Genomic DNA, 22,037 nt, shown 5'->3' on the forward strand with positions numbered 1-22,037 from the left:
CTCAAGTTACTCTTCATCCTATGCAAAAATAAAAAAATGGTGAAAAGACCCAAAAAAATAAAAAGCGACAGAAGTACAATTGTACTTCTGTCGCTTTTCTTTACAGTAAGTCAGGTATAGCTTCTACTTCGTGTTTTCGAACACGTCCCATTAATGAGCCTACTGCATCTTTTACATTATTCCCATTAAATAGCACGTCATATAAAGCAGCTGTAATCGGCATTTCCACTTCCATTTTCTCTGCCAATTCATGAGCAGCTTTCGTTGTTCTTACACCTTCTACAACCATACCCATACTTTCTAACACTTCTTCTAAAGAGTGTCCTTTTCCAAGCATATTTCCAGCACGCCAATTTCGGCTATGGACACTTGTACAAGTTACAATTAAGTCACCCATACCAGTTAGACCAGCAAACGTTAACGGATTTCCACCCATTTTTCTTCCTAAACGAGCAATCTCCGTTAAACCACGCGTCATTAATGCCGCTTTCGCATTATCACCTAATCCAAGTCCATCAGTTATCCCCGCAGCTAATGCGATAATATTTTTTAACGCACCACCAAGTTCAACTCCAACGATATCTGGATTTGTGTATACACGGAAGTAACTATTCATAAACAAATCTTGTACTTCCTCAGCCGCTTCCATACGCTTCGCCGCTGATGTAACCGTCGTCTCTTGACGTAAACCAACTTCTTCAGCATGACTCGGTCCAGACAGTACAACAACGTCTTTAATTAAGTTCTCTGGAATTTCTTCCTCAATCACTTCCGAAATACGTTTTGACGTACCAGGTTCAATTCCTTTACTTGCATGAATCCAAGTAGTCGGACCCGCTACATATTTCTTCATGTCTTGCAATACTTCCCTGTACGCTTTCGTTGGTACTACAAGAAGTACTACATTTACATCTACTAATGCTTCTTCTAAAGAAGAGTAGGCTACGATTGTGCTTGGCAATGTAATTCCTGGAAGGTATCGACTATTCTCATGTTTTGTATTAATCTCATCCATAAGTTCAGAACGATTTCCCCAAATACGTACATCATGCCCATTGTCAGCTAATACCATCGCTAACGCTGTTCCCCAGCTACCTGCTCCAACTACTGTGATTTTTGTCATAAAATCACATCCTCTCCATTAGTCTCTTGCTCTAGCGATAATGTGAATCGGCGTTCCTACAAAGCCAAATGATTCACGTAAACGATTCTTTAAGAAGCGCTCATATGAGAAGTGCAATAATTCTGGATCGTTTACAAACACAACAAATGTTGGTGGTTTTACCGCAACTTGTGTTGCATAGAAAATCTTCAGACGACTACCGTTATGTGTTGGCGTTGGGTTCATCGCTACCGCATCCATAATTACATCATTTAATACATTCGTTTGAATACGGATACTGTGACTCTCATTTACCTCATCGATAACTGGAATTAACGTTTGTGTACGTTTTCTCGTTTTCGCAGATAAGAACACAATCGGTGCGTACTCTAAAAATTGGAAGTGAGCACGGATGTTTTCTTCAAATGCTTTCATTGTTTTCTCATCTTTTTTCACTGCGTCCCATTTGTTTACAACGATAACGACAGCTCGCCCTGATTCATGAGCGTATCCAGCGATTTTTTTATCTTGTTCAATAATTCCTTCTTCACCATCTAAAACGACTAAAACAACGTCAGAACGTTCAATCGCTCTTAATGCACGAAGTACACTATACTTTTCTGTACTTTCATACACTTTCCCTTTTTTACGCATACCAGCTGTATCGATAATTACATAATCTTTTCCGTCTTTGCTATATGGTGTATCGACAGCATCACGAGTTGTTCCTGCTACATTACTAACAATTACACGTTCTTGACCAAGAAGAGCATTTACAAGTGATGATTTCCCTACGTTTGGACGTCCAATTAAAGAGAAACGAATTGTATCTTCATCATATCCGTCTTCTTCAATCTTTGGAAAATGCTGTGCAGCTTCGTCTAATAAGTCACCTAATCCTAATCCGTGTGTACCTGAAATTGGGAATGGCTCACCAAATCCTAATGCATAGAAATCATAAATGTCACTGCGCATTTCTGGATTGTCCACTTTATTTACTGCAAGTACAACTGGTTTATTTGAACGATATAGTATTTTCGCAACTTCTTCATCAGCTGCTGTTACACCGTCACGACCATTTGTCATAAAAATGATAACATCTGCTTCATCAATCGCTACTTCAGCTTGTTGACGAATTTGTGTCAAAAATGGCTCGTCTCCAATATCAATTCCACCTGTATCAATAATGTTAAATTCATGATTTAACCATTCTCCAGCGCTATAAATACGATCGCGCGTTACACCTGGAATATCTTCTACGATTGAAACCCTCTCTCCAACAATTCTATTGAAAATAGTAGATTTCCCTACGTTCGGGCGGCCTACTATTGCTATTACTGGTTTCGGCATATACTTTCATCCTTTCAAATTGCTTCTGTTTATTATGTAAAAAACCCTTCTTTGTGCAAGAAGGGATTTGCATTCCAGAATATTTCTCAACGTATCAAAACACCTCACATTATAACACACGTTGCTAATGTTTCACAATAATATATACATTCTCTTGTAAGCGATGCGCAATACCATCTAAAATTGCCTCTAAATTATTTGCAACAAATTCTAACTCCTCTGTCGATTCACAAGTAAACAAAGGGGCACCACCAGCAAATTTCTCCGGCGCTGTTGTAATAACTGCGAGGATTACATTTTCTAACATCATCCCTCATCTCCCCTTCCTTTCGGGGCTTCCGATGACATATGAACAGCACTTTCTAACGTTGGCACATTCCCTATGACACCTATCGCTTTCTCCGCATCTTGATCTTGCGGCAAGACAAAGATTCCGACTCTTCCATCCTCTAAATCACGCTTCGCTAACGGTACAAGCGCCGGCGTACCAGAATCTCTATAAATTCCTAAAGCAACAGAAACATCATGTAAAATCGCCTGTCGTTGTCCTAAGTTGGAGATTGTCACCATCGCATCAATTGTTTTCGGCTTTAAAATAAAACCCATTCCATATTTCATAATTTCCTCTTGTCTTGCTGGCAATCCAATATTCATAATATAAATATTATCAATATACAGCCCTGCTCCTTCAAAACGAAGTGGAACATGCTCGATATCAACAAGATCATGTAACCTTCTGCCAGACATTAATTTTTTCGCGATAAAAAATGCGATGATAGCCATAATTACTCCAGCAATCCATGAACGGAACCCTATATACGCAAACGTCGTCGCAAACGACGTTAACATCGCCAAATAGTTGCGACTTTCAAAAACTAATGCAATTCCTTCAATGTATGTATTTCCACGCGGTACGAGCTCATAACCATCTAATTGTTGCAATGTATTTCTTTCCATATTACGCACATCACGAAACTGTGTTGCTGCTAACGTAAGAAACGTAATGGCAGAAAAATCTTTTTTCAAAATGGACGGGATTGCAATCGCTCCTAAAGCGGCTGCAATTAACCCCATCGCAATGTGAATAATTTTCCCATGGAGCCTCGTCGGATATTGCCGCGTATCCGTCCGGAGCATTAGCACTCTCGTTACTGTCCCCGCTATTACGCCGCATAAAATGGCCGGTGTATATTCAGTCATGTATTACCCTCGCCTTTCTTTTACGTGTTTTTCTCTTGAACTGTTCCATATATATTGATGCTTTTGCAATCCAAAACAAAATTGCCATGAACAATGTAGAAACGGCGACGATATCAAAAAACGCTAAACTTCCGTAATCATAAGGGAAATGTAACTTTCGAAAAATAAGTTTCACTAACAATTCTCCCTGTAACATTCCTATATAAAGAGAACATAATCGTAATATGCGATCCTCATGTAATAAAACCGATGCATACACAAGGGCGCTGCTTAACAAAAACAACCTGTCCACCACAATCCAAATTGGATCATATACTTCTAACAAATGAAAACTTGTATATAACATTGCAATAATAAGTGCCGAAAGTAAGCTATATATTTTTTTCCAAATAGAATAGAGCGTGATTCCTATAAAAGCAACAATACAAAGCAAAAGTGCATTTACTGATACCGTGAATGAAGCAATCGTTACATGTAACGGAGAGCAAATAATAAAAATCAATATACAAGCGCTTATCTTCCACCGAATAGAGTCCTTTTTCATAAAAAATGTTACGACGATCCACCCTATCCAAGCTATAAAATAAAAAGTACTCCCTTCCATCATTTCACCTCCTATGTTTTCCATTATGGGAACTTTTTATGAAAGTTAATCCACTTTCTTCGCGCATAGTTTTTTCATATAACAGCAACACTTTTAATAAGGAGGTGCTATTCATTATGGGTAAAGATCGTCAAGAAAGAAAACTAAGAGAATCACGCCGCGTTGAATCTGACCGTGACCAATCACTACAATATCCGGGTGCTACTGGACTGGACACACCAGAACAAGCTCGCAAGCAGAATCAGCACTAATGAATACAAAAAGACGGTTTCGATATTGTACGAAACCGTCTTTTACATTTTTGTTTATATTGAAATAATATTTTATATACAAATCTTTCTATGCTTTATTTTTATCCCTCCCTATTCCCCTTGGCAAAATTAAACCTTATTCTACAATCCAGTAACACACTATCTATATTTTTCAGTCGCAACTTTCACAAGATAATGTTTATATATAAGAATAATTTCATTTTTATAAAATATTAATTCCATCCCTCAATTTATATCACTAAAAAGAATAGAAGATAAAAAAATCAACCAAACGGTTGATTTTTTTATCTTCTACTATAATGCGTCGTATCAATACCACGTTGCGTTAACCAATGATATGTTTCGCCCTTTACAACAAGAGGTACAGATTGCAATTCTTCTATCGTCTTCGCACCGAGAGCTGTCATAATAAATTTCAAATCTGTATGTAAAAGGTCAATTTCATCCACTAACTTCTCGATACCATCTTGCATTAAAATGCGTAAAAAGTATCCAGCAAACGCAGTTGTATTCGCCCCTAATGCGATTGCTTTCGCTACGTCAAGCGCTGTTTGTATACCCCCAGATGCAATAAAAGAGAGGTTATTATTTGTAGAGGTTGCTTCAATAATCGAGGTAGCTGTTTGTATGCCCCAGTTATTAAAATAAGAAAGCATTCGCTGTCTTCTTTCATTTTCAACAGCAGCAAAATTCGTACCACCTTGTCCACCAATATCAATTGCCGTTACACCTACGCTCGCTAACTGTTGCATTGTTTCCTTACTCATCCCAAATCCAACTTCTTTCACAATGACAGGAACTTTACTATTTAAAACAATTTTCTCAATGCGCTGAAGTACACCAGTAAAGTCACGGTCTCCTTCTGGCATCGTTAACTCTTGTATGACATTTAAATGAATTTGCAATGCATTTGCTTCAATCATATCAACGGCACGCTCTGCCTGTTCGATAGTTGCCTCACTACCTAAATTAGCAAAGAAAATACCATTTGGATTTACCTTTCTGATAATCTTATAAGAAGCAGCCTCACTTTCATCTTTTAACGCCGCCATTTGCGAGCCTACAGCCATAGCAAGGTTATGATGTTTCGCTACATATGCTAATTGCTCATTAATATGTAACGTTTTCTCTCCTCCACCACCAGTCATCGCATTGATAAAAATCGGCGAACTTAGTGAAAGTTCGCCGATTTTTGTTTCACATGTTATTGTGTCATAATTTGAATTTGGCAAGCTTTGATGCACAAAATCAATATCATGAAAGCCATGCGTACGAGACTGACCAGTAGAAAGAGCGTATTCAATATGATCTAATTTACGTTTTGCCCTTACCACTTGTACCCCTCTTTATTTCTTTAATTTTTTCAGTTGTTCACCAATAATATCACTTAATTGGAAAGTAGCAGAATCAGCATTTGGTTCATACTGACTGTAATCTTCAATTACATTATTTTCTTCAAGCGCTTCTTTTATACTTAAAGAAATACGTTTCTCTGCTACATGGACTTCAAGCACTTTCACTTTTACTTCTTGTCCCATTTCCAATACTTCATTTGGATTTTTCACGTGACGATTTGCAATTTGAGATACGTGTACAAGACCTTCAACGCCAGGTAAAACTTCAACGAACGCACCGAATGTAACAAGACGTTTTACGACTCCTTCACGAATATCTCCAGCTTTTAGTTCGCCAGCAACATTTTCCCAAGGTCCCGGTTGAGCTGCTTTAATTGATAAAGAGATACGTTGTGTATCAGCATCAACAGATAACACCTTAACCTTTACCTTTTGACCTTGCTCTAATACTTCAGAAGGTTGCTCTACACGTTCGTGTGAAATTTGTGAAATATGAACTAAACCGTCCACACCACCAACATTAACGAACGCACCAAAATCAGTTAATCGTTGTACTGTTCCTTCAACAACGTCTCCTTCTTTTAATGAAGAGATTGCTTCTTTTTTCTTAGAATCTAGTTCTAATTCTACTACTGCTTTATGTGAAAGGATTACACGATTTTTTTCGCGGTCTAATTCAACAATTTTCACAGCTAATGTTTTGCCTTTATAGTCAGTAAAATCTTCTACATAATGTACTTCTACAAGTGAAGCTGGGATAAAACCGCGAACACCAAGGTCCACAACTAATCCACCATTCACAATATCTTTTACAGTAACATCAAACACATGACCAGAAGTGAATTTCTCTTGTAATTCTACCCATGCTTTTTCTGCATCAACAGCACGTTTAGATAAGACAAGATCTTCTTCTTCTAATTTAATAACCTTTAATTCTAGCGTTTGATCTAATTCTACAACATCGCTTGCTTTTTCAATATGAACGTTAGCTAATTCACTAATTGGAATTACGCCATCTGTTTTGTATCCAACATTTACAAGCACTTGTTTCTCTTCAACTTTCGTTACAGAACCTGTAACAACGTCACCAACTTGTAATTCTTTTGAATCCATAACTTCTTCATTCATTTTCTCTACCATGGAAATACCTCCCTACAGAATTGACAAAGCATTTTTTATGTATATACGAAATGAAAACAATTGTTTTCATTTGCATGTTTAAGAATTTATCATCACATACTCAGGCTTCAAACATTTCACTAGAAAATATATTAAACCTATATAAATAGTATACAGCAAAATCATCTTGAAGAAAGTATGTTTTGAAATATAATAGCGAATATATTCTGAAAGTTTCATCTCTCTTTTACTAACTTCTTACAAATCCGATCATTTGTCAAGGAAAGAGACTCATAATTCACGTATCCTTTACATTTCTATACAAACAAAAAAAGAAAGAGGCTATCCCCCTTTCTTTATTTCGCAAACACTCCTGAAACAATACTCATAATTTTTTGGACAACTTCTTCAATTGATAAAGAAGTTGTATCTAATTCCAATGCATCATCAGCCTTTTTGAGAGGAGAAACTTCGCGTTCTGAATCTAATTTATCACGCTGAGCAATTTCTTCTTTTAACTGCTCTAAATTAGAATCGAAACCTTTATTCATATTTTCTAAATGTCTTCTTTCCGCTCTTTCTTCAACAGAAGCAAGCATAAAGATCTTCACTTCAGCATCTGGCAACACATGTGTACCGATATCACGGCCATCCATTACAACGCCGCCTTTTTCCGCTAACTCTTGTTGACGACGTACCATTTCTTCACGAACAAGACGATGTTTTGCCACAATCGATACTCGATTCGTCACCTCAGGTGTACGAATTACTTCCGAAACATCTTGTCCATTTAAAAATACAAGTTGTGTATTTTCTCCTTGCTGAAACTCAATTTTTACATTTTTTACAACTTCCATTAACTGCTCTTCATTTTCAATATCCACTTTTTGCTCAAGGGCTGCATATGTAATCGCACGATACATTGCGCCTGTATCAATATAAACGTAAGAAAGCTTCTTCGCTACAACTTTCGCAACTGTACTTTTTCCAGCGGCTGCTGGACCATCTATAGCAATTGAAATTCGTTTATCCATTGTAACACCTCATTTTTTCACTTATAAAACAAAACGAAAAGCAGGTATTCTCCTGCTTCTTCTCATTTGCTTCACGTCATTAAATCCTCAATTATTGTAGCATAATCCTTCATAGAAGAAAATGAAAACTACCTATTCACCTGTAAGATTTCTGCTTTGTTTTTTACCATGACACCTTCATAATAAACAATTTTAGATAAATATTTAACTGATGCCTTATGTATAAATAACAATTGCACAACAGAAAGACAAATGAATTGTATTATTAATATACGAATAAGAATTCTCTCCATCTTTTTCAACGTAATAGCTCCCTCCTATACTATATTTGCACATTTCGTTTCGTGATTTTATACATCGTACATATAGCAGTTAATTTTATTGTCATTTTCGAGGCATACTTTTATACATTTCCATTGTCGAATTTACTCAAAACATGTTATGTTCTAAATGTATTTTTTTACTTGAAAGGGGTATAAGCATTGAAAAGAATCCTAGTTTTACACACAGGTGGAACAATTGCAATGGAGGAAGACAAAGAAACTGGGGTCGTACAACCAGGTGAAAAAAATCCTCTTTTAAAATTTATTCCTGATTTAGAAGGCGATGTTGATTTAATCGTTGAAGATGTGTTCCATCTACCATCTCCTCATATGACACCGAGCGAAATGTTACAGTTACAAGTCATCATTGATGAAAGAGTAAAACAAGACAACATTCATGGCGTAGTCATTACGCATGGTACGGATACATTAGAAGAAACTGCCTATTTCTTAGATTTAACAGTACAAGCAACTATTCCGATCGTTGTGACAGGTGCAATGCGCTCTAGCAATGAATTAGGTGCTGACGGTCTATATAACTTCTTATCAGCTGTAAAAGTCGCTAGCAGTAATGAAGCCGCAGAAAAAGGCGTTTTAGTCGTATTAAACGACGAAATTCATTGCGCTACAAATGTAACGAAAACACATACAAGTAATGTAGCAACATTCCAAAGTCCACAATATGGACCAATTGGTATGGTAACAAAACGTGGTGTTGTATTCCACCATGCTTTAGTACATCACGAAACATATTCAGTAAAACAGGTTTCTAAAAATGTAGTCGTTCTAAAAGCGTACGCTGGTATGGACGATACATTGTTAGCAGCAATTGAAAATCTTCCAGTAGACGGGATTGTTATTGAAGCACTTGGACAAGGTAATTTACCCCCAAGAACACTTCCTAGTCTAGAACGATTAATAAATAAAGGAATTCCTGTCGTATTAGTTTCTCGCTGTTTTAACGGCATCGTTCAAGATGTATATTCCTATGAAGGTGGCGGCAAACAATTAAAAGATATGGGGATTGTATTCACATACGGTTTAAATGCTCAAAAAGCACGTATTAAATTATTAGTTGCACTAGAGAATACGACTTCACATGAAACAATCCAAAATATGTTTATGCACGATTAAAAAAGAAGCTGTCGAAGTTTATTTCGACAGCTTCTTTTTACATTTCTCTTGTTGAAATGGTTTGCGCAATCGCATCCCCATGAAATCGACCATTCTCAATAAATATTTCATTTGCATTATTTCCAGCAGCAATTACACCTGCAATGAAAATATTTTCAGCGTTTGTTTCCATCGTATCCTCTGCAAAAATCGGACGTCCTGTCTCTTCATCAATTCGAACACCCATCTTCGTTAAGAAGCTATGGTCAGGATGGTAACCAGTCATCGCAAATACAAAATCATTTTGGATTGTATTTGCCTCACCATCCACTGTATACGTTAACGTATGTTCAGTAATTTCTTTCACATGAGCCCCAAAATGCATGTGAATTGTACCATTTCGTACTAATGCCTCAAACTCTGGCAAAATCCACGGCTTTATACTTGGTGAATACTCACTTCCGCGATATAGTACCGTTACACGCGCACCTGCTTTAACAAGTTCTAACGCGGCATCTACACTCGAATTTTTTCCACCTATAACTACTACATCTCGATCAAAATAAGGATGTCCCTCTTTAAAATAGTGAGCTACTTTCTTCAATTCCTCACCTGGAACATTCATATAATTTGGATTGTCATAATATCCAGTTGCTACAACAACATACTTCGCTATATATATTTCTTTACTTCCGTCACGCTTTGTTGTCTCAACATGAAAAACTTCTCCATCTTTTTGAACTTTCTCCACTCGCTCAAAAGCATTTACACGTACAGATTTACGCTTTACTACTTCACGATAATACGCAAGCGCTTGATTTCGAACTGGCTTACGATTTTCCGTAATAAAGGCTACATCACCAATTTCTAATTTTTCACTAGAAGAGAAAAATGTTTGATGAGTTGGATAATTGTAAATCGCATTTACAATGTTTCCTTTTTCAATTACTAACGGATTTATCCCTACCTTTTGCAACGAAATTGCTGCTGCTAATCCGCACGGACCGCCTCCAATTATGATAGCTGTTTCTTTCTGCATACCCGGCTCACTCCTAGTCTTCTACCAATACAATATTTATATAAACAAGAAAAAACCTACTTACAGCAGTAGGCACCTATCTTTATTGTATTCATTTTTCATATATTTGTCATCTAAACGAAACATACATCCGATAGACATCTGCTAAAAACTGCTGAAATTTAATACCTTGTTTCCCTAATACATTTTCAGGATCAATCTTTCTAGCTGGGTCAAGGGTTTTATGTGATACGATAGCTTTTTTCGGATTCAAGCCGAAATATTGACATAAATACGCATGATACCATGTAAAACGGGTATACGCTTCCCAAAAGTTAACATTACCGCCATAACAAAGTTCCACTCCAATAGCCGCCTTATTCGCATCATAACCATATAAGTCATTATCCGTCGACACACCATATCGAACATGGTAGGCCACTTCATTTATAGGAATAATTTCTAATATTGTTTTGTCATCTATAAATGTATGTGCCGAAGCTTTCGGTTGTATTTCATTAAAATAATCCCGATTCCCTATCGCATTGCTACCAGGATTCCCCGTATCATGACTTACAATAAACCTGACTTTAGAAAGAGGGATTCCCGGTCGTGAACTTCCATATCCAATATAATTACGTTCTATAGGAAACATCGCCATTACTACCAACTCCCGCTTCAGAAGATTACCTTACTTCTTTATATATGTATTCGGTAGCAATGCCCTTATAGCATATTTCTTACGCGAAGAGAAAATCGAAAATATTTGATGTGAACACCATAAATAATAAAATACTTACAGCAACGCCATAAAAACCGTAAAACCAAACACAATCTTCTTTCGTATCTAAACCGAAAAATGTATTTACTGATTGTAATAATGTGCCGCGCTTACTTTGTTTGTTTCTTAATACTTCCACTCGCTCTACAACATCTGCTGGCATCATAAATCTTTGGTCTACTGTCATTTTCATCATTTATCTCTCCTTAAAATCATTTCCGTTTTGTTTATCTAAGGAAAGTATAGCACGTTTGTTCGTGTAGAACAAGCGTTCTTTTGTTTTTCTTTTTATTTTTCAGCAAACGAAGTAAGAATCGTGATTACAAAGGCGATAATCGGCCCTACTACAACCGCACCAAATATTAAAAACAGCAGTCCTTCCCCGAACACCCGAACGATACTTGTTTTTTCGGATTTCGTCGTTCTCGCGAGCTCTCCCTCTAACCTTTTAACCTTTTCTTCTAGTTGTTCTACTCGTTCCATCATTTCATTTTCCATATACAACACCTCTCTCTAATACTTCAACAAAAAAAACGTGATTCCCTCGAAAGGAATCACGTTTTCTCACATTATAATATTATACCCAACCTCTGAAGCGACTTGCTTCAGCCATTTTACGAACACCGACCATGTACGCAGCTAAGCGCATGTTCACTTTACGAACTTGTGCTGTTTCATAAATAGAATCAAATGATCTTACCATTACTTTTTCTAAACGTTGTTCTACTTCTTCTTCAGTCCAGTAGTAACCTTGGTTATTTTGTACCCACTCAAAGTAAGATACCGTTACACCACCAGCACTTGCTAATACGTCTGGAACAAGTAAAATGCCGCGATCAGTTAAAATTTTAGTTGCTTCTAATGTTGTTGGACCATTTGCAGCTTCAACAACGATTTTCGCTTTAATATTGTTAGCATTTTCTTCTGTAATTTGGTTCTCAATTGCAGCTGGAACTAAAATATCGCAATCAAGTTCTAACAATTCTTTATTTGAAATTGTATTATTAAATAATTTTGTTACTGTACCGAAGCTATCACGACGGTCTAATAAATAATCAATATCTAATCCGTTTGGATCATGCAATGCACCGTAAGCATCTGAGATTGCAATAACTTTCGCACCTGCATCATGCATAAATTTAGCTAAGAAGCTACCAGCATTACCGAATCCTTGAACAACAACGCGTGCACCTTTAATATCAATGTCGCGTTTTTTTGCAGCTTCGCGAATACAAATTGTTACACCTTTCGCCGTTGCTGTTTCACGTCCATGTGATCCACCTAATACAAGTGGTTTACCTGTAATAAATCCTGGTGAGTTAAATTCATCAATACGGCTATACTCATCCATCATCCACGCCATAATTTGAGAGTTTGTGAATACATCTGGAGCTGGAATATCTTTCGTCGGTCCTACGATTTGGCTAATTGCTCGTACATAACCGCGGCTTAATCTTTCTAACTCACGGAATGACATTTCACGTGGGTCACAGATAATTCCACCTTTACCTCCACCATATGGTAAATCAACGATACCACATTTTAAACTCATCCAGATTGAAAGTGCTTTCACTTCATTTTCTGTTACATTCGGATGGAAGCGAATTCCACCTTTCGTTGGACCAACAGCATCATTATGTTGTGCACGATATCCTGTAAATATTTTAACAGTCCCGTCATCCATACGAACTGGTATTTTCACTGTCATCATACGAACTGGTTCTTTTAATAATTCATATACTTCGTTTGGATAACCCAATTTTTCTAACGCTTCACTGATAACAATTTGTGTTGAATTCAATAGTTCAAAATGTTGTTCCCTTTGTTGTTGTGTTTTTGTTTGAGTTCCCTTTTCGGCTACCATAGTAAGTAAACCCCCTGTAATTTCACTTGTTTAGTAAACCTTCATTGCCTAGTATACACCGTTAAATTTGGAATGCAATAGAAAACGCTAACAAATATATACAAACTATTTTCTGTTGCAAGCGTTTTCACTATCATTATAGTCCTTTTATTGCTTTTAGAAAAGTAAAATACTTAAATATTTAAATGTTTTTTATTTTACTTACATACAGCAATTTGGAAAGATACATTTAAGTAAATGAAAAAAGAAAACCTTAGCTATATATTATTAGCTAAGGTTTTCTTTTTTCACAAAGTAATTGTGTATTTGTTCAATTGCTTGAGAATCCATTAATTCTTTACCATATTCCATTAGGCGATAAATAGTTGCCGTAGACGGATTGCCATATTCCGCTAAAATAGCTATAAAATCTGCCTTCAGTAATTGAATTTGCTCCTCTTCTTCCATCCAAAGATAGAAACGCCCATCCCACGTATATAATTTTCCGCCAGTTACATCAAGGTTATATAAACGATTCGACAGGTTAATTACGTCATCTAGTGTAGCAAACTCATAAAGTATATGCTCGCTTTCATCTAGAGTCACTTGCATTTCAATAAACTCGTCACGGAACTCATCATCTGTATCAACTTCTTGATGTTCTTTCGTTACAATTACGACCATCCCTTGCGCTTGTAGAGAAAATACTTCAACTGCAATCGGACCATCCGCTTCAAATCCTAATTCCTTATTTGCTTCTTGCATCATATCACGAAATAATTGCTGTACTTTCGGTGCATTTCTCCACAAATCTTCTTTCGTTAATCCTCGTTCAGATAAATCATCAAATGTTAAGAAAATTTTTATTTTATTGTAATTTAATCGTTCCAGCCTCATCTCATACCCTCCCTACGTAACCAATGAATATAATTTTTATTATATGAAATAGAAAATAGATGGTTCTTTTCGAACAACTATTCTAACATTTTTAACCACTCATCCCATTCTTCTTTCGTATCACCAATTAGGTTTGTTTGAATGTTCAACTGATCTCGAGCACTTAGTTCTCCTATAACCCCAACAGAAAAGGCCTCATTTTTTTCTTGTAATACATTCACGTTCTTAAGTTCTCGTCCATCATCAAAAGAGACTACTACATATGTAGGTTGTATTTGCTCAACAGCTAATAAAATACGATCTTCTGCTAAGCTTGACCTAATATATATCACCTCATATCCTTTTAATCGTAAATACGTTGAGAAAACAAACCCTTTCAACATATTATTTTCTAACACAACAACTTTGTGTATAGAAGAAAACGATGATGCATTATGATACACCATCCCTAGACGAGTTTGTAAAAATGATACGACATATTGGAACTGCACCATTGTAACTTTATTATTATTTTTTAACGTTAACAATTTATTTGACACTTGAAGCACAATACTTGCTATAACTTTTTCTGTTGCATAAATACTAAAAGCCTCGTTTAACAATGCAGAAGTTGTAATTTCATCAAATTTTAACAAAGCTTGTAGTAAATCGTCCACTAAAACAACTTCTCTATCCGAATGTATTTCTTTTTGAACCTCACTCTGCAAACGATTCCCTTCTAATAATTGAACTGCTTGTCCAATCATCATGCCGGAAGAAACCTTGTCCATTAACCATTTCAAAATTTGAATATGCTCTTCTGTATATAATCGATGCCCCGCATGATTCCGCTTTGGAGCAATAATTTGATATCGTCTTTCCCACGCACGAAGCGTACTCGGCTGAATTCCAATTATATTCGAAACAGCTTTTATGTTATATTTTCCGTTTAGAGTCGGCATCATTTCCCTCCCCGTAACGTAATAATATGTGTTTGAGCAGGTGCTCGGAAACGAAATGGGATCAACGTTGTTCCATAACCATTACTAACAAAAAGAGTCACATTTGAATGCTTATATACGCCACCTTTTAAATATTTTTTAGATGGGAATAATCGGATTTGCCCTCCATGTGTATGTCCACTTAACACAAGGGAAATTTGCTCTTTTCCAGACATTTTGTTTATTATATCAGGATTGTGGCTAATTAATATGCGAAAACCATCTTCTTTACAATCAGCCAACGCTAAATCTAAACGATCTCGTTTCACCCCAACATCATCTACACCAAGTAAACAAATTTTCTCTCCTAATTCAGACTCAAATACAACTCTTGTATTATCTAAAACTTTCACATTATTTTCTAATAACAAAGCATCTAATTCATGATATTCAATCTCATAATCATTATTTCCCCATACAAAGTATACAGGAGCTATCGCTCTTAACTTTTGTATATTTGCAGAGATTTGCGATAAAGGGACACCTTTTTCCGCTAAATCACCACCAATAATTACAAGATCTACTTTTCCTTTTACTTGTTCAATTAACGAATTTGAAATGATCCTTCTATGAATATCAGATATAAAAAATACATTTACTTTTTGAAAACTTTTCGGAAACTCTTCAAATATTAAAGTATGTTCTAGCACCGTATTACGCATTGCTTCTCTATACATGACAAGAAGAAATATACTACCAATACATATGAGAGTACTTAATAAGATAATCCATATCATATATTTTTTACTCCCTTCCTCATAAAGATAATCCTCAGTTTTTATAGTAAGTGTTTTACTAACTCTCTTGTTTTGTGGACTTATCTTTTATCGGAATTTTTAATTCTTGACCTACATTCACTTCATCTTCTTTTAAGTCATTATACTTTTTAATTACTTCGATCCCAGTTTCATCTGAAAAATATTGCTTCGCTATACTTTCTAAAGTTTCTCCCTCTTTCACCGTATGCGTTACGATCTTCTCAGACGATGCTTCAGAATCAGATTTAGCTGAATCAAAGAAAATGACCTCAAATGCACTTTTTCCAGCGTTATTACCATCACTTTTCACCTGAATATATTTATCTGTATACCATAAAATACTAATTGGTAGTAATATGAATAGAAATGTTAAAACCCGGACGAAAATATGATTCATTTTAAACTTTTGTTTTTTCTCTTTATTTCTATGAATTTCACTACGCGGCGGTAAACCTTCTTTTTCTTCCACTCGCTCAACTTCTAATTCCTCTTCAAAATCAGGAATTCGTTTCCTCATGTTGTTCACCACCACCTTCCATTTATTTTCTTAATTGGAGTCCCATTATAAAATCTACAAGAAAGTGTGCAAAGATTGTTATAAACAAATTTCCTGTCCATTCAAATACATAACCAAAGACAAAACTAATGAAACAGACGAAACAAAACAAAAACGGCTTTTTTATATATCGAATATGTAACACTGCAAATACTAAACTCGCTATTACAATTCCAAAGTGCGTCTGTACTACACCTCTAAATAAAAATTCTTCTGCAAAGCCGATAATGAACGTAATAACGAGTAGATGCATAATTGACATTCCTTGAAACATCCTATCGTTAATACCACCATCATCAAACCAAGACTCTGGAAATACTCGCATTGCAACATAATCTAATAACACAATACCAATCGCTAACAAGCCACCTATTATAAGTATAGACATCGGTTCCCATTTCCACAGACTATACACCGATTTTATATCTCGGAATAATATATATGCTAGTAAACAACCGATACCGATAATAATGAACTGTGTGATATACAGATTTAGTCTTATTTCTTTCGGACTCATATCTTCTATATTATGCCTTTGAATGTTCATCATTCCCCCATCTTTTCTAGACCGAAAAGCTTTTGTAACTCTGTTTCCCAATTATAGTCGAAATCCGATTGTTGCGCTTGTCTTTTTTTATAATCTGTTTTTGTAATATGACAATAGTCACAGCAATTCTGCAACTCGTCCTCTTTTCTATAACCGAACTGTTGCAGCAAATATTCACGTCTACATCCTTTCACTTGTATCCATGATTTCATGTTTTCTAGCTCACTATATTTATTACGTAGTCTTATTTCTACTTCAGCTATTAATCTGTTCATAATTTCATCTGACAAGCTCTCTAATATTAATTTTCGCTGTTGTATGATTCCAAGCCGCTCCAGATGATAGCGGATGAAACGCCAATATTGTTCATTAAATCTTGCTGCATTATAACAAATTTCTTCTACCTCTTCTATTGGTAATTCTTTCGTTTGAAACATTCTTTCTTGTAGTAAAGAGAATAAAAATTGTATTTGTGACTGACTTGGCAATTCGTCTTCAATGATTGAAATTGGCAAATCGTGATCTAACGGACTACATAGTAAGATAGCTATACTCGGTTCACCATCTCTTCCAGCTCTTCCGATTTCTTGCAAATAAGAAGCTATATTAGTCGGATAATGGAAATGAATAATATATCTCGTATTCGACTTATTTACTCCCATACCAAAAGCACTTGTACATATTACTAGCTGCAACTGGTCGTTCATAAACTGCTGTTGAATTAACATACGCTCTTCATGTTCCATACCACCATGATAGAAAGCGACACCAGTCACGCCTTTTCCTCTTAAATATTCCGTTAAACGTTCTGTCCACGCTCTGCTTGAACAATATACAATCCCTGGTCCTTGTAAATACATCACCTGGTCCAAAAGCGCTTCTTTCTTCTCTTCTATCGTCTCTACAAATTGTACTTCCATTGCAATATTTGGACGATCAATTGAGTATACATGCTGCTTCACATTCTTCAAATCTAGACTCTCTGCTATATCTCGAAGTACATCTTTCGTCGCCGTTGCCGTTAATGCTAGCACCGTAGGAGACCCGATATTTTCAATGACTACATTTAGTTTTTTATAATCCGGTCTAAAATCATATCCCCATTGCGAAATACAATGGGCCTCATCCACAACAAATAATGAAATATGAACTTTCTTCAATTCTCTTATCAACAATTCCGACTGTAACATCTCTGGCGAAACAAAAATAAATTTATATGAAGCTAATTTTTTCATCGCTTCTCTTTTTTCATGTAATGTCCGAAAACTATTAAATGCTATCACTCGGTTTTTCACAACATATTTTAATTGTGTAACTTGATCTTCCATCAAAGATAATAATGGTGATACAACAAGTACTGTTCCTTCTTGCATTAGCCCCGGAAGTTGATAGCACATTGACTTCCCTCTTCCGGTTGGAAGCATCGCTATAACATCTTTTCCTTCCAATAAATCTGTAATTACCCCTTTTTGACCTGGACGAAATTCAGAATATCCAAACCACCTATATAAATATTCCTCAAGTTTCATTTATACCCTCCATCCGCGCCAATACAAGACGAACTTCAAAATAAGAAATATCCTCTCCAACCGCTTGCTTCAACTCGCGCAACTTACGTGTTTGTAATGTATCAATTACTTTTGTTACTTTATCTATCTTGTCTTTTTCCATAAACATCTCGATAGAAAAATCTCTTTCTCGCAAAGCAATTTCAACAAAATGATCTTCTATCGTTGCAACCTTTAAATTTCTAATCGTCGCTATTTCTTCTAAAGAGCGCCCTTGCCTCCAAAAATTATATGTTTTTTTCGTTGATAAACTAAATAATTCAGCTCTCTCATTTGGATAAGAGATAATCTCAGCTAATAATGGAAATTCATTTTCTTTATCTCGAACTTCTTGTATAAGGAAATGAATTGTACCCCAAAATAAAAAGTACACCCTGAATATATCTTGTTTCGTAATTTCCGCTAACTGCTGCAATGTACAACCGATACGTTCATATCCTGTTAATCTATATGTTACAATCGTCGCTTCTATCACATCACATTTACCTAAAAGATTATGTATTTCTTTCCATAATCTTTTCGCTAATTCACTTCGCTTATACGGCATACTTGTTAAAAAACGTTTCACCCACACCATTATTTCTGTATCTTGTTGAATAGGAATAAACTTCGTATTATTCTGTTGTAAATTAGATATAGTTTGAATAGTTAAAGATAATCTTCTCCAAAATGTTTCACCTAATTCACCATAGTGCAAACCATGTAAATGCGCTGGAAAAGCATACCCTTCCTCCCATGTATGTAACTGCTTTTTACCTTTAGGTGTTAACAAATATGTATTTTCGTGTATCTCTTGAATCCAATCTGCTTGCAATAACTTTGCAACTTCACGATCATAGTCAGTTCTATTTAATGATTTATATATTCCAAACAAAAAAGAAATTCGGAACATATTTCCATCTTGAAACGTTTGCGAAGAACGTTTTCCCTTTAATAAATAATAAATAGAAGAAACGGTTCTTTCACCATTCAATTGTTTTAAACAATACAATAAAGTATATTGTAGTTGCATTACCGCTTCCACCTTTCAGTCTAATTTAATTGCTTTTTAGTATGATTGCACCGTCTACCGTTACTCATCAAACTTATCATACCGGCAACATATACTTGTATATAGTCTATTGTACCAAACGAAATAACATTTACGTATTTTGAAAATCTTATGACATAATGCAAAAATTAGTTGACACTCTAATTGATAAGCATTATCATTATAATTTTATGTTGAAAAGTTTTAAAAACCGTTTTACAATAAGGTTATAATTTTTATGGCGAGCTTTTCACATACATATTATCAGGAGGGAAAAAAGATGGCAAAATATACAATCGTTGATAAAGATACTTGTATCGCATGTGGTGCTTGTGGCGCTGCTGCACCAGACATTTATGACTATGATGATGAAGGTATTGCATTCGTAACATTAGACGATAACCAAGGTATCGTTGAAATTCCAGATGTATTACTTGAAGATATGATGGATGCATTCGAAGGTTGTCCAACTGACTCAATCAAAGTTGCTGACGAAACATTCGACGGCGATGCTTTAAAATTCGAATAGTCTTTTATTAACTTCAAAAAATACCCCTCATTCATTTGAGGGGTATTTTTTGTTTTCCATTTTCATTCTCCTTAATAAAAAACCATTAGTAGTTCCATACTACTAATGGTTTTTTATTTTACATTTATGCATTTTTCATTTTTGCAAACACCCATACTTTCAGGCGTGAGAATAACGCTACAAATACAATTGTCACAACAATTCCTTTAATTAAATTAAACGGTAAGATTGCCGTTACAACCGTCGTTCTTATAGCTTCGCTAGACATAGCTGGTGAATTTAAAAACCAAGTGTAAGCTGGGAATATGATGATGTAATTTAATACACTCATAATGAGCGCCATTGTAATTGTCCCTAGCATTAATCCTGTCGTTAAACTTTTAACAGTACGATACTTTCTAAACAAGAAAGCTGCTGGTCCAATAAATAAGCATCCTGCAATAAAGTTAGCAATTTCTCCAACTGGTACTCCCGTTAAACTCCCTTGAATCCCGTAATGTAAAATGTTCTTTATCGCCTCTACAATTATCCCCGCAACTGGCCCGAAAATAATCGCAGCAATTAGAGCTGGTACATCACTAAAATCAATTTTTAAAAATGGCGGAAGCCCTGGGAACGGGAAGTCCAACATCATCAGTAAATATGCAATACTACTTAGCATCGCTACACTCACCATCTGCACTACACTGTTTTTTTGTTTCATCTTTCTCTCTCCTTTTCCATCGATCATCTCATGGAAAGTGGAAAGGTTCTGCTATGCCTACTTTTTCATAGAACGAAAAAACCCTTTGTGTTTTACACAAAGGGAGAATTTAAGGCACATCAAACAGACGTTCAAATCCATATCTTTTTTGAACGCTTGAACCTCCATCTTCTCCCATCCAGACTATACTGTCGGCTTTGGAATCACACCAAATCCTGCCTTAACGGCTCGCGGGCTTAGAACAAAATCACATATAGTTCATCACCGCCGGTCGGGATTTTCACCCTGCCCCGAAGATAGACCGATATTCTATTTTCCATTTCATTATACAACAACATGATCGTATTGTGAACAAAAAAAGCGTAACTTATTAAAAATAAGTTATTAATTTTATATAACCAAAACAATTCGTTATATTTTACAATACATCCCCATATTTTTTAGTATTCGGCATTTCTCCTATGAATCCCCTAGTCATATATAATTAAAAGTGATAAGATGTTGAATTGTTAAGATAAGAACATTTTCTGGATTATGGAGGAAATGTCATGAAGAAAGAAAAGAGACACTCTATTCGAGAAGCAATGAAAAAAAACTTACGAAAAGAATACTTTTACTTAAAAAAAGAATTACTTTTCTACTGTCCAATTGATTTAGGCACATTCTCAAGCGAGACATACTATGCTGCTTTCGATGAGGATGGCATCAGTATTTATCAGTATGATAAAAAAACAGAAAGTAAATTAAAATTATGTGAGCGTCATCCGTGGAAGAGTTGGAATAAAGTGAAGGTGGATCATTATTTAACAACTTCTCAATTTATTTTCCAAGGGGAGCGAAACTGGATATTATCCCTTTTCCAAAAAGGAAAAGAAGCTCAAAAAATAATCGAAGAGCACACATCTTTACAAACTGAAGTTGTTTCCCGCTCTTTCTTAAAAAAACTTCCAGGTTTTCGTTCTAATACACCATTGAATAAATACATCGGCAGCATTTGCTACACTGCACTTATTGCATTTTTATTAAAATGGATGATTCCATTTCAAGCACCACAAATCGCCCTGTACTCCATTTCAATCGGTTGTATGCTTCTTGGTTTACTTTGTTTGACAATAGGTTTAATTGAACCGACTATTGTACTGTTTCGAACAAATGAAAAAACAAGAACGAAAGTATTTTACTTATATAGCTACTTAGCTATTTCTGGGTTTATATGTGTCTTTATTTTTTGGTAAAAAAAGAGCTAGTTAAACTAGCTCTTTTTTTCAGAGTGTTGGGAAACCCTGAAGGGGTTCCCAACACTCCGGAATCTTTTTTGATTTTAGTGAAAGAAAACAATATAAAATCATAGAATT

Annotated in this window: 26 protein-coding genes and 1 riboswitch; of the genes, 4 read left to right on the forward strand and 22 right to left on the reverse strand. The window is 35.6% G+C overall.

The window, feature by feature from the left end:
* Positions 1-100: 100 nt before the first annotated feature.
* The 5 genes from ACUXEY_RS13675 to ACUXEY_RS13695 form a co-directional block, all read right to left on the reverse strand.
* Positions 101-1,123, reverse strand: coding sequence for an NAD(P)H-dependent glycerol-3-phosphate dehydrogenase (locus ACUXEY_RS13675; protein ID WP_029440681.1), 1,023 nt, complete (start codon positions 1,121-1,123; stop codon positions 101-103).
* An 18-nt stretch (positions 1,124-1,141) separates the two neighbouring features.
* Positions 1,142-2,452, reverse strand: coding sequence for a ribosome biogenesis GTPase Der (gene der, locus ACUXEY_RS13680; protein ID WP_098521192.1), 1,311 nt, complete (start codon positions 2,450-2,452; stop codon positions 1,142-1,144).
* Positions 2,453-2,576: 124 nt separating this feature from the next.
* The gene (locus ACUXEY_RS13685) at positions 2,577-2,762 is read right to left on the reverse strand and encodes a capping complex subunit for YIEGIA (RefSeq protein ID WP_098521193.1); all 186 of its coding nucleotides are present in this window, start codon (positions 2,760-2,762) and stop codon (positions 2,577-2,579) included.
* Positions 2,759-3,652 (reverse strand): YIEGIA family protein, encoded by an 894-nt coding sequence (locus ACUXEY_RS13690; RefSeq protein ID WP_098521194.1) that lies wholly within the window; start codon positions 3,650-3,652, stop codon positions 2,759-2,761. The genes ACUXEY_RS13685 and ACUXEY_RS13690 overlap by 4 nt, the downstream gene beginning before the upstream one ends.
* On the reverse strand, positions 3,645-4,256 hold the full coding sequence (locus ACUXEY_RS13695) for a YphA family membrane protein (RefSeq protein ID WP_429602171.1): 612 nt from the start codon (positions 4,254-4,256) through the stop codon (positions 3,645-3,647). Before ACUXEY_RS13695 ends, ACUXEY_RS13690 begins: the two co-directional genes overlap by 8 nt.
* A gap of 116 nt (positions 4,257-4,372) precedes the next feature.
* Here ACUXEY_RS13695 and ACUXEY_RS13700 point away from each other — a divergent pair, with 116 nt between their 5' ends.
* On the forward strand, positions 4,373-4,507 hold the full coding sequence (locus ACUXEY_RS13700) for a YpzI family protein (RefSeq protein ID WP_000513900.1): 135 nt from the start codon (positions 4,373-4,375) through the stop codon (positions 4,505-4,507).
* 305 nt (positions 4,508-4,812) lie between these two features.
* Here the strand turns inward: ACUXEY_RS13700 and ACUXEY_RS13705 are convergent, their stop codons facing one another.
* From ACUXEY_RS13705 to ACUXEY_RS13720, 4 genes are all read right to left on the reverse strand, one after another.
* Complete coding sequence (locus tag ACUXEY_RS13705) at positions 4,813-5,862, reverse strand: type 2 isopentenyl-diphosphate Delta-isomerase (protein WP_429602170.1); 1,050 nt, start codon at positions 5,860-5,862, stop codon at positions 4,813-4,815.
* Positions 5,863-5,874: 12 nt separating this feature from the next.
* Positions 5,875-7,023: a 30S ribosomal protein S1 gene (rpsA, locus tag ACUXEY_RS13710; RefSeq protein ID WP_151631079.1), complete on the reverse strand. Its 1,149-nt coding sequence runs from the start codon at positions 7,021-7,023 to the stop codon at positions 5,875-5,877.
* A 335-nt stretch (positions 7,024-7,358) separates the two neighbouring features.
* The gene (cmk, locus tag ACUXEY_RS13715) at positions 7,359-8,036 is read right to left on the reverse strand and encodes a (d)CMP kinase (protein ID WP_044790500.1); all 678 of its coding nucleotides are present in this window, start codon (positions 8,034-8,036) and stop codon (positions 7,359-7,361) included.
* A gap of 128 nt (positions 8,037-8,164) precedes the next feature.
* Positions 8,165-8,338 (reverse strand): DUF5359 family protein, encoded by a 174-nt coding sequence (locus tag ACUXEY_RS13720; protein WP_166702160.1) that lies wholly within the window; start codon positions 8,336-8,338, stop codon positions 8,165-8,167.
* A 180-nt stretch (positions 8,339-8,518) separates the two neighbouring features.
* Between ACUXEY_RS13720 and ansA the strand changes: the two genes are divergently transcribed.
* A complete protein-coding gene (gene ansA / locus ACUXEY_RS13725) occupies positions 8,519-9,493 on the forward strand; it encodes an asparaginase (RefSeq protein ID WP_087958115.1) in 975 nt (324 codons plus the stop codon).
* 37 nt (positions 9,494-9,530) lie between these two features.
* On the opposite strand, the gene ACUXEY_RS13730 is transcribed toward ansA, so the two are convergent.
* From ACUXEY_RS13730 to ACUXEY_RS13785, 12 genes are all read right to left on the reverse strand, one after another.
* Entirely contained in the window at positions 9,531-10,511 is a 981-nt protein-coding gene (locus ACUXEY_RS13730; protein WP_087958114.1) for a YpdA family putative bacillithiol disulfide reductase, read from the reverse strand.
* Positions 10,512-10,620: 109 nt separating this feature from the next.
* Positions 10,621-11,151, reverse strand: coding sequence for a peptidoglycan recognition protein family protein (locus ACUXEY_RS13735; protein ID WP_461300926.1), 531 nt, complete (start codon positions 11,149-11,151; stop codon positions 10,621-10,623).
* A gap of 79 nt (positions 11,152-11,230) precedes the next feature.
* Positions 11,231-11,467: a DUF3961 domain-containing protein gene (locus tag ACUXEY_RS13740; protein WP_098385274.1), complete on the reverse strand. Its 237-nt coding sequence runs from the start codon at positions 11,465-11,467 to the stop codon at positions 11,231-11,233.
* Between the two features lie 92 nt (positions 11,468-11,559).
* Positions 11,560-11,769: a hypothetical protein gene (locus tag ACUXEY_RS13745; protein WP_048527009.1), complete on the reverse strand. Its 210-nt coding sequence runs from the start codon at positions 11,767-11,769 to the stop codon at positions 11,560-11,562.
* A 79-nt stretch (positions 11,770-11,848) separates the two neighbouring features.
* A complete protein-coding gene (gene gudB / locus ACUXEY_RS13750) occupies positions 11,849-13,135 on the reverse strand; it encodes an NAD-specific glutamate dehydrogenase (RefSeq protein ID WP_048527007.1) in 1,287 nt (428 codons plus the stop codon).
* A gap of 267 nt (positions 13,136-13,402) precedes the next feature.
* Positions 13,403-14,011 carry a genetic competence negative regulator gene (locus ACUXEY_RS13755; protein ID WP_048527005.1) on the reverse strand — a complete coding sequence of 203 codons (609 nt, stop codon included), beginning with the start codon at positions 14,009-14,011 and terminating at the stop codon, positions 13,403-13,405.
* Between the two features lie 77 nt (positions 14,012-14,088).
* On the reverse strand, positions 14,089-14,952 hold the full coding sequence (locus ACUXEY_RS13760; protein WP_461300927.1) for a MerR family transcriptional regulator: 864 nt from the start codon (positions 14,950-14,952) through the stop codon (positions 14,089-14,091).
* Complete coding sequence (locus tag ACUXEY_RS13765; protein WP_166702157.1) at positions 14,952-15,728, reverse strand: metallophosphoesterase; 777 nt, start codon at positions 15,726-15,728, stop codon at positions 14,952-14,954. Before ACUXEY_RS13765 ends, ACUXEY_RS13760 begins: the two co-directional genes overlap by 1 nt.
* Before the next feature lie 58 nt (positions 15,729-15,786).
* A complete protein-coding gene (locus ACUXEY_RS13770) occupies positions 15,787-16,266 on the reverse strand; it encodes a LysM peptidoglycan-binding domain-containing protein (RefSeq protein WP_166702156.1) in 480 nt (159 codons plus the stop codon).
* Positions 16,267-16,288: 22 nt separating this feature from the next.
* Positions 16,289-16,852 carry a CPBP family intramembrane glutamic endopeptidase gene (locus ACUXEY_RS13775; protein WP_429602201.1) on the reverse strand — a complete coding sequence of 188 codons (564 nt, stop codon included), beginning with the start codon at positions 16,850-16,852 and terminating at the stop codon, positions 16,289-16,291.
* Positions 16,852-18,381, reverse strand: a complete 1,530-nt coding sequence (locus tag ACUXEY_RS13780) for a RecQ family ATP-dependent DNA helicase (RefSeq protein ID WP_166702154.1) — start codon at positions 18,379-18,381, stop codon at positions 16,852-16,854. Before ACUXEY_RS13780 ends, ACUXEY_RS13775 begins: the two co-directional genes overlap by 1 nt.
* Positions 18,371-19,432, reverse strand: a complete 1,062-nt coding sequence (locus tag ACUXEY_RS13785; RefSeq protein WP_166702153.1) for a YpbB family protein — start codon at positions 19,430-19,432, stop codon at positions 18,371-18,373. The genes ACUXEY_RS13780 and ACUXEY_RS13785 overlap by 11 nt, the downstream gene beginning before the upstream one ends.
* 298 nt (positions 19,433-19,730) lie before the next feature.
* On the opposite strand from ACUXEY_RS13785, the gene ACUXEY_RS13790 reads away from it, so the two are divergent.
* Positions 19,731-19,979 (forward strand): ferredoxin, encoded by a 249-nt coding sequence (locus ACUXEY_RS13790; RefSeq protein WP_166702152.1) that lies wholly within the window; start codon positions 19,731-19,733, stop codon positions 19,977-19,979.
* Positions 19,980-20,103: 124 nt separating this feature from the next.
* Here the strand turns inward: ACUXEY_RS13790 and ACUXEY_RS13795 are convergent, their stop codons facing one another.
* Entirely contained in the window at positions 20,104-20,682 is a 579-nt protein-coding gene (locus tag ACUXEY_RS13795; protein ID WP_000810851.1) for an ECF transporter S component, read from the reverse strand.
* A gap of 162 nt (positions 20,683-20,844) precedes the next feature.
* A riboswitch (FMN riboswitch) is annotated at positions 20,845-20,984 on the reverse strand.
* 246 nt (positions 20,985-21,230) lie between these two features.
* Here ACUXEY_RS13795 and ACUXEY_RS13800 point away from each other — a divergent pair.
* On the forward strand, positions 21,231-21,917 hold the full coding sequence (locus ACUXEY_RS13800; RefSeq protein ID WP_166702151.1) for a hypothetical protein: 687 nt from the start codon (positions 21,231-21,233) through the stop codon (positions 21,915-21,917).
* Positions 21,918-22,037 lie beyond the last annotated feature (120 nt).

It is taken from the genome of Bacillus sp. F9_6S_D1_P_5, from assembly GCF_054823925.1.